Source organism: Aliikangiella maris (assembly GCF_040719265.1).
Lineage (GTDB): Bacteria > Pseudomonadota > Gammaproteobacteria > Enterobacterales > Kangiellaceae > Aliikangiella > Aliikangiella maris.
Genome location: NZ_JBFDAH010000110.1, coordinates 1 through 1,111, shown reverse-complemented (window position 1 = coordinate 1,111; position 1,111 = coordinate 1). Strand labels below are relative to the sequence as shown.

The following is a 1,111-nucleotide window of genomic DNA, read 5'->3' as shown; positions in this document are numbered from 1 at the left end:
TCGCTTGGCGATAAAATCCACGAATACCAGCATGAGAACCGTCGAAAGTTACTGGCTTTAATCTGTGATTGAATTCATCCAACTTTTAGATAGCGGCACTTTGAAAAAATATGGTGGGGAATAGTACGTTTTAATTGACAAAGGGAGTCATACCAACGCTAAGAAGCGCTGTAGTTTTCAGCATCTTTTTTCAGCGCCTGGTTATGTGCTGAGGATTTATTCATAACCCTGAGACAATAAATAGTCCAAATACCAAGACCAGAAAGTATGAGTGAGGTACTTATCAGCAATGGTTCAAAAGCATACCCAAATAAAGGAGCGAAAATTCCGAAAAGCGCACCAATCAAGAACAAACTCAAAAGTCCAGCAACAACGTAAGAAATAATTCTAAACGGCTGCCCGCCTTTTCCATTTAGCGCTATAGCTGTAAAAATATATCCAGTAATGACGACTAGACTAAAGATACTGCCGTATCCCGAAAAAATATACATCACCCCTAAAGCACTAAAGATAGAGTAGATTGCAGTTAAAATAATTATAGATATTCGCATAGTTCTTCTTTCACATATCGCTCGCGTAATTAGAAAGGCGTGTTTTTTGCCGATCGAAATTCACGCACTTGTTATTTTAATAAATCACCGAATAGTGAATTTCGCAATCAGGAGAATCCACTATCACTCTCAAATATACTTCTTTACCTGACGCGTGAGCAGATAGTAGTATGCTATACATTTCCTTAAAATGAACGTGCTCTCGCTTCAAAGTAATAAAAACTCCTTCACTAAGAGTACACTTAAGCTTACTAGTATCAGCTCCTATGGGCGGAGGAACTTTGACCATTCCAGATGGATGAAGATATATCTTATCAATTTTTCCTATACAACCAAGCTCAATACATCCTTGAAAGGGCGGGGTTCCAGACAACACGGGTACTGAAAAGCTGCTTGTTAAAAAAATGACAATAGATAGTAAATATTTTTTCATTTCTTCCTCACAAATATAACGCCTAATTCAAAATTCAGGCGTCATTTGCCTGAATATTTTGCAATGTCTGGTTACATGATTAACAGCCATTAGTCATAAGACATAGCGCTATTGAGTACCTATTTTA

General features: G+C 37.4%; 2 protein-coding genes. Both read right to left on the bottom strand.

Going from position 1 to position 1,111, the window contains the following annotated elements; all coding sequences use genetic code 11:
- Window positions 1-158: 158 nt before the first annotated feature.
- A complete protein-coding gene (locus tag ABVT42_RS22370; protein WP_353898210.1) occupies window positions 159-551 on the bottom strand; it encodes a hypothetical protein in 393 nt (130 codons plus the stop codon).
- Window positions 552-627: 76 nt separating this feature from the next.
- Window positions 628-984: a hypothetical protein gene (locus ABVT42_RS22365; protein WP_353898209.1), complete on the bottom strand. Its 357-nt coding sequence runs from the start codon at window positions 982-984 to the stop codon at window positions 628-630.
- Between the last annotated feature and the right edge of the window lie 127 nt (window positions 985-1,111).